Here is a 5,820-nt window from a genome sequence, read left to right as displayed (position 1 = left end):
CCCCGTGTTACTTGGGTTCCGGGGGCCCCTGCTCCCCGGGCGCCACGGCCACCCGCGGCCCATCACCCGCCGGGGGGGGCGCCCGGGGCGGTCCCCCCCCCCCGGCGGGCTTCTCACCGGGCCGGGTGACTGAGCCTCACCCGACCTTCTCGATCAGCGCCCGCCGGATCAGGAACTTGCCCTCCTCCCTGACCTGTTCGAACGCGGCGTTGTTCAGCAGCGCGCAGCTGCCCGAGACCGAGTTCACCTCCACCGTGGTGGACTTGCCGTTGTCGAGGTTGGTCACCTTGAGCTGGGTGCCCACGGGGAACTGGTTGCTGGAGGCGGCGGGCGCGCCGCCCTCGCCGGAGAGGGTGACGGTGGAGCCGTTGCACACCTGCTCACCCGCCTGCGCGCCACCGCCGGCCTGCTCCCCGGCCTGTTCCTCACCGGCGTCCTGCCCGGCTTCCTCGCCCGCCTCCTGGCCCGCGTCCTGCCCGGCCGGCGGGGGCTGTGTCGCCTGGGAGTCCTGAGCCGACTCCCCGGCGGTGCATCCCGAGGCCTCCTGCTTGCGCTCGATCTCCGCGATGACGGCCTCGCGGTTGGCGATCCGGGCCTCGGACTGCGCGTCGGGATTGGCCCGCTGGCCGTCGATGAACCGCTGGTTGTTGCCGAGCGCCGTGGCCAGCCCCTGGCAGACGGTCGAGTCCTGCGCGGCCTTGGTCTGTGCGTTCTGGTCGGTCTGCGCGGCGTTCGACGCGTTCGCCATCATGAAGGCCCCGCCGCCCGCCACCGCCGCGGCACTGACCAGCAGCGCGATCTTCTTCTTCGTGCCGAGAGTTCTCCTGCGCGACATGCGCGCCTCCTGAAGGGATAGGGGAGCGTACGCCGCTATGTACGAGATACCGAACGTGGTTACTCAGCAGTCACACCGATTCGCACACGTAACCTGCGTCACAGAACGCCCTGTTCGTGCGCCAGCGCCTCCCGCACCGCCTCGTCGGCGCGGCCCACCACGGCCGTTCCGTCGGTCGCCGTGATGATCGGGCGCTGGATCAGCTTGGGATGCCCGGCGAGCGCGGTGATCCAGCGGTCGCGTGACGCCTCGTCACGGGGCCAGTCCTTGAGGCCCAGTTCCTTGGCGGCGGCCTCCTGGGTGCGGGTGATGTCCCAGGGTTCGAGGCCGAGACGGACGAGCACCTGACGGATCTCGTCCTCGGTCGGTACGTCCTCCAGGTAGCGGCGGACGGTGTAGTCGGCGCCCTCGGTATCGAGCAGGCTGAGCGCGCTGCGGCACTTCGAGCAGGCCGGATTGATCCAGATTTCCATGCCGGACACGGTAGCCGCAGGGCTTCCGAAACTCGTTCTCCCCGTGCGTCACAGCAACCCCGAAAGCCCTTGTGGCCAGGGGCTTTTGTCAGTGGGGAGCGGTAAAATAGAAGCAGTGTTCGAGGGTGTCGCCGGGTGGTCCGGACGGCGCCCTGACCGCGACAGGAGGATGCCCGTGCCCGCTGCCGCACTGAAGTCCAAGCCGTTGCCCACCCAGTCCACCGCCAAGCGGCCCGTCCAGCTCGACCTGCCGTACGCACCCGTGGAGAAGCGTCCGCTGCCGCCCGGCCGCCCCCGCGAGTGGTACGTCACGCACAACCGCCGGCTCAAGGCGATGCGGCTCGCCATCGCCCTGCTCGACTCCGGCGTCTACCTGCCGAACCAGGCGCGCAACGAGAGGATACGGAGCGCCGCGCTGACGATCGGGGTTCATCCGCCGTCGGACACGACGTGCCACATGGTGCGGGCGTTGATGCGGTACTCGCGGTGAACCCGGCGCCGGGTGCCGTCCGTTGTGCGGTGCCCGGCGTCGTCGTTGCCGTCTCTGGGGGCTGGGCTGCCGCCCCCAGACCCCCGCTTCGGCCCGAACGGCCTCGTCCTCAAACGCCGGACGGGCCGGGGGTGCCCGGAACTACGCCGACAGCTCCCGCTCCAGCGGCGTCCGGAAGCGCGGTGTGATCCGGGTCCTGCCCACCCACGCCGCCAGCCGCTCCGCCTCCGCGCCGATCGCGGACTCCGCCTCCCGGCCGACCCCCGCGCCGTCGAGCACCCGCCAGACGATCTCGCCGTCGGGCCGCTGGGCCCAGCCGCCGATCACGCGGCCGTTCCACCACACCGTCGGCCCCACGTTTCCGCTTCTGTCGAACAGCGCCGGCCGCAGTTCGGGGGCGAGGTACCAGTCCCGCCCCCGCCAGCCCATCGCCGTCGGGTCGAGGCCGGGCAGCAGCGCCGCCCACGGCTCGGCCGGGCCGGTCACCGGACCGGCGTCACCGGCGGCGACGAACCCCGTGCCCTCGTCCAGCGACACCGCCTCCGCGCCGATCGCGGCCAGCGCCCGGCGCACCTCCGTCACCCGCCACCCCGTCCACCACTTGAGGTCGTCCTCGGTCGCGGGCCCGCACGCCGCCAGCCACCGGCGCAACAGCTCCGCCTGCGCCTCGCCCGGATCCAGCGCGGGGTGCTCGGGCGCCGGTGCCCAGCGGAACTGGCTGGACGTCCACGACCCCAGCGGCCGGCCCCGGACGACCTTGCCCTCCACGCCCAGCACCCTCAGCAGGCGGGTGGATACGGTGTGCACGCCCTCGTAGCTCTTCCCGGCCGCGTACACGAACTGCTCCTTCAGGCGCGGCTCGTCCCGGGCCAGCTCGGCCGCCGTGGCCTGTCCGCGCCGGGCCAGCGCGGACAGGGCCGACTCCTCGACCTCCGTCAGCCAGGCCGCGTCCGGCGCCCCGGCCACCGCCATGTCCTTGAGCAGCGCGGCCCGCTCCCGGGCGGCGACGGTGCGGCCGGTCGAGGCGTGCACGACCGCGGTCAGCTCCGCCGGGAACACGAACACGGTGTGCCGCATGCCGTGCATCCGGACCAGCGTCCCGTCCTCGTACAGCGCCCGCTCCGTCGCGCCCACGGTCTTCGCCGCGTCGGTCAGCCGTGCGCCCACCGCCAGATGCACGGTGGCGGGGTCCGTGCCGTGCAGCGCGACCAGTGCGCCGGCGACCTCCTCCGGGCTCGCGGCGCGCGCCGACGCGGTGAGCCGCTGCCGCAGGGCCAGCCGGTCCCGCCGCTCCGCGACCCCGATGTGCCGCCGTCCGCCGTCGCCCATCCCCGGCCCTCCGCCCGTCCGTGAAGCGTCCTCGTCCGCCTATCCTGCCCGGACCCACTGACAACGGCCCGCGCCCGAACCCGGCAGGCCGCTCTAGGGCACCCGGAAGTTGATGTACCCCAGCAGGACGATCACCGCGGCCACGCAGCCGAGCACGATGACGGTGGACACCCAGGACGACCGGCGCGGCGAGCCCACGTGGTCGGGGTCGCCCCGGAAGGGGACCGGTCCGGGTGGGTTCTCCTTCCAGCGCGCGGCGAGCATCCGGGCGCGCGCGGAGGGCTCCTTGTGCTCGGCGCCGTCCGCCCACCGGATGTCGAACTCGCGCTCCTCGTCGTCCCGCTCAGCCATCTCCGGCACTCTCCCCGTCCCCCTGCTCCGAACCCGACTCGAACAATCGTGTTACTGGACATGATTCCGGTCCCGGTCCGCGCTGTGAAGGGTTTTCGGCCACGGACGAAGGCGCCCCGCCCCCCGAGAACGGGGGACGGGGGCGCCGGACGTCGGGTGCCGAGTCGATCACACGTCGAAGTACAGCTCGAACTCGTGCGGGTGCGGACGCAGCTGCAGCGGGGCGATCTCGTTCGCGCGCTTGTAGTCGATCCACGTCTCGATCAGGTCCGGCGTGAAGACGTCGCCCTGGAGGAGGAACTCGTGGTCGGCCTCCAGGCGGTCGAGGACCGCGCCGAGGGAGGTCGGGACCTGGGCCACGTTGGCGTGCTCCTCGGGGGCCAGCTCGTAGAGGTCCTTGTCGATCGGCTCGGCCGGCTCGATCTTGTTCTTGATGCCGTCCAGGCCCGCGAGCAGCAGCGCCGAGAAGGCCAGGTACGGGTTGCCGGAGGAGTCCGGGGCGCGGAACTCGACGCGCTTGGCCTTCGGGTTCGAGCCGGTGATCGGGATGCGCATCGCGGCGGAGCGGTTGCGCTGCGAGTACACCAGGTTGATCGGCGCCTCGAAGCCCGGGACCAGGCGGTGGTAGGAGTTCACCGTCGGGTTGGTGAAGGCCAGCAGCGACGGGGCGTGCCGCAGGATGCCGCCGATGTAGTAGCGGGCGGTGTCGGACAGGCCGGCGTAGCCCTGCTCGTCGTAGAAGAGCGGCTCGCCGCCCGACCACAGCGACTGGTGGACGTGCATGCCCGAGCCGTTGTCACCGAAGATCGGCTTCGGCATGAAGGTCGCCGTCTTGCCGTTCTTCCAGGCCACGTTCTTCACGATGTACTTGAAGAGCTGGAGGTCGTCGGCCGCGGCGAGCAGCGTGTTGAACTTGTAGTTGATCTCCGCCTGGCCGGCGGTGCCCACCTCGTGGTGCTGGCGCTCGACCTTCAGGCCGGACCGCTCCAGCTCCAGGGAGATCTCGGCGCGCAGGTCGGCGAAGTGGTCGACCGGCGGGACCGGGAAGTAGCCGCCCTTGTAGCGGACCTTGTACCCGCGGTTGTCCTCCAGTGCGCCGGTGTTCCAGGCGCCGGCCTCGGAGTCGATGTGGTAGAAGGACTCGTTCGCGCTGGTGGCGAAGCGGACGGAGTCGAAGACGTAGAACTCCGCCTCCGGGCCGAAGAACGCCGTGTCGGCGATGCCGGTGGAGGCGAGGTAGGCCTCGGCCTTCTTCGCCACGTTCCGCGGGTCGCGGGAGTACTGCTCGCCCGTGATCGGGTCGTGGATGAAGAAGTTGATGTTGAGCGTCTTGTCCCGGCGGAACGGGTCGATGCGCGCGGTGGACAGGTCCGGGCGCAGGGACATGTCCGACTCGTGGATGGCCTGGAAGCCGCGGATCGAGGATCCGTCGAAGGCCTGCTCGTCGTCGGGGTCGAACGCCTCGGCGGGCAACGTGAAGTGCTGCATGACGCCCGGCAGGTCGCAGAAGCGGACGTCGACGAACTTGACGTCCTCGTCCGCGATGTACTTCTTGGCGTCGTCGGCGTTCTGGAACATCCAGCTCCTCCTACTCCCGACCGTCCCGCCGGGGTGGTAGATCGTTCGTGCGGCCAGTGCGGGTGGCACACGCTTCCTCGACCCTAGGGACGGGTGATTTCTCTAACGTGACCCGTTTGTTTCGCAGAAGTTAACCGGCTCCGCCACCAGCCTAGGCCCGATCGGGGCCTGCCACACCCCGCCGTCCCCGGTACGTATACGGGCGCAGTACCGTGTTCGGGTGGACAACAGGCAAGCAATCGGATCGTGGCTCTCCGGGCCGCGCGCGGCCATCGAAGAGTCCGGCGCCGACCTCGGATACCGGGGGGAGCGGCTCGGTCTGCCCGAGGAGGGACCGGGCTCGATCGCCCGTCCGGGCAGGCGCATCGGCGCCCTGGCCGTGGACTGGGCCCTGTGTCTCCTGATCGCATACGGCCTGATCACGGACGGCTACGAGCAAGCGACCGGCAACTGGGCCCTGCTGATCTTCTTCGTGCTCAGTGTGCTGACCGTCGGCACGGTCGGCTTCACCCCGGGCAAGCGCCTCCTCGGCCTGCGCGTGGTCGACCTGGCCACCGGCCGCCCCAGCCCGCCGCGCGCCCTGCTGCGCTCGGTCCTGCTGTGCATCGCCCTCCCCGCGCTGATCTGGGACCGCGACGGCCGCGGCCTGCACGACAGGGTGGCGCGCACGGTGGAAGTCCGCGTCTGACCCGGCACGCGGCACGACACCGGCGCGGAGACGACGCCGCCGGTACGGCGATGGGGGCGACCGAAGTGATTCGGTC

General features: G+C 71.3%; 7 protein-coding genes. 2 read left to right on the top strand and 5 right to left on the bottom strand.

Annotation, left to right across the window (positions count from 1 at the left end; translation table 11 throughout):
* Window positions 1-136: 136 nt before the first annotated feature.
* Entirely contained in the window at window positions 137-835 is a 699-nt protein-coding gene (locus tag ACFW01_RS20865) for a hypothetical protein (RefSeq protein ID WP_234953904.1), read from the bottom strand.
* Window positions 836-933: 98 nt separating this feature from the next.
* The gene (locus tag ACFW01_RS20860) at window positions 934-1,308 is read right to left on the bottom strand and encodes an arsenate reductase family protein (RefSeq protein WP_384505399.1); all 375 of its coding nucleotides are present in this window, start codon (window positions 1,306-1,308) and stop codon (window positions 934-936) included.
* A 175-nt stretch (window positions 1,309-1,483) separates the two neighbouring features.
* Between ACFW01_RS20860 and ACFW01_RS20855 the strand changes: the two genes are divergently transcribed.
* The gene (locus tag ACFW01_RS20855; RefSeq protein WP_234953900.1) at window positions 1,484-1,798 is read left to right on the top strand and encodes a hypothetical protein; all 315 of its coding nucleotides are present in this window, start codon (window positions 1,484-1,486) and stop codon (window positions 1,796-1,798) included.
* A gap of 141 nt (window positions 1,799-1,939) precedes the next feature.
* Here ACFW01_RS20855 and ACFW01_RS20850 read toward each other — a convergent pair whose 3' ends face one another.
* The 3 genes from ACFW01_RS20850 to glnA all read right to left on the bottom strand — a co-directional run bounded on the left by ACFW01_RS20850 (window position 1,940) and on the right by glnA (window position 5,056).
* A complete protein-coding gene (locus tag ACFW01_RS20850; protein WP_384505396.1) occupies window positions 1,940-3,127 on the bottom strand; it encodes a winged helix DNA-binding domain-containing protein in 1,188 nt (395 codons plus the stop codon).
* A gap of 93 nt (window positions 3,128-3,220) precedes the next feature.
* A complete protein-coding gene (locus tag ACFW01_RS20845; protein WP_202558344.1) occupies window positions 3,221-3,478 on the bottom strand; it encodes a hypothetical protein in 258 nt (85 codons plus the stop codon).
* A 168-nt stretch (window positions 3,479-3,646) separates the two neighbouring features.
* Window positions 3,647-5,056 carry a type I glutamate--ammonia ligase gene (gene glnA, locus ACFW01_RS20840; RefSeq protein ID WP_114527715.1) on the bottom strand — a complete coding sequence of 470 codons (1,410 nt, stop codon included), beginning with the start codon at window positions 5,054-5,056 and terminating at the stop codon, window positions 3,647-3,649.
* A 220-nt stretch (window positions 5,057-5,276) separates the two neighbouring features.
* Between glnA and ACFW01_RS20835 the strand changes: the two genes are divergently transcribed.
* Complete coding sequence (locus ACFW01_RS20835) at window positions 5,277-5,744, top strand: RDD family protein (protein WP_384505392.1); 468 nt, start codon at window positions 5,277-5,279, stop codon at window positions 5,742-5,744.
* Window positions 5,745-5,820 lie beyond the last annotated feature (76 nt).

The organism is Streptomyces sp. NPDC058985 (assembly GCF_042740985.1).
GTDB lineage: Bacteria > Actinomycetota > Actinomycetes > Streptomycetales > Streptomycetaceae > Streptomyces.
The sequence above is the reverse complement of the archived record's forward strand: the minus strand, read 5'-3'. Positions and strand labels throughout refer to the sequence as shown.

Bases quoted from the DNA above. Each gene is read 5' to 3' on its own strand.
- ACFW01_RS20865 (WP_234953904.1), bottom strand. From the start codon at position 835: ATGTCGCGCAGGAGAACTCTCGGCACGAAGAAGAAGATCGCGCTGCTG.
- ACFW01_RS20860 (WP_384505399.1), bottom strand. From the start codon at position 1,308: ATGGAAATCTGGATCAATCCGGCCTGCTCGAAGTGCCGCAGCGCGCTC.
- ACFW01_RS20850 (WP_384505396.1), bottom strand. From the start codon at position 3,127: ATGGGCGACGGCGGACGGCGGCACATCGGGGTCGCGGAGCGGCGGGAC.
- ACFW01_RS20845 (WP_202558344.1), bottom strand. From the start codon at position 3,478: ATGGCTGAGCGGGACGACGAGGAGCGCGAGTTCGACATCCGGTGGGCG.
- glnA (WP_114527715.1), bottom strand. From the start codon at position 5,056: ATGTTCCAGAACGCCGACGACGCCAAGAAGTACATCGCGGACGAGGAC.